At 53.8% G+C, this 210-nt stretch carries 1 rRNA gene; it reads right to left on the reverse strand.

Going from position 1 to position 210, the window contains the following annotated elements:
- Positions 1 to 210 (reverse strand): 16S ribosomal RNA (locus H9X84_RS13495); the annotation flags it as partial.

Genomic DNA, 210 nt, shown 5'->3' on the forward strand with positions numbered 1-210 from the left:
CCAGCCATTGTAGCACGTGTGTAGCCCAAGACATAAGGGGCATGATGATTTGACGTCATCCCCACCTTCCTCCGTGTTATCCACGGCAGTCTCTCCAGAGTGCCCAACTGAATGATGGCTACTGAAGATAAGGGTTGCGCTCGTTGCGGGACTTAACCCAACATCTCACGACACGAGCTGACGACAACCATGCACCACCTGTCACCGATG

The organism is Anaerotignum lactatifermentans (assembly GCF_016902535.1).
GTDB classification, from domain to species: domain Bacteria; phylum Bacillota; class Clostridia; order Lachnospirales; family Anaerotignaceae; genus Anaerotignum; species Anaerotignum lactatifermentans_A.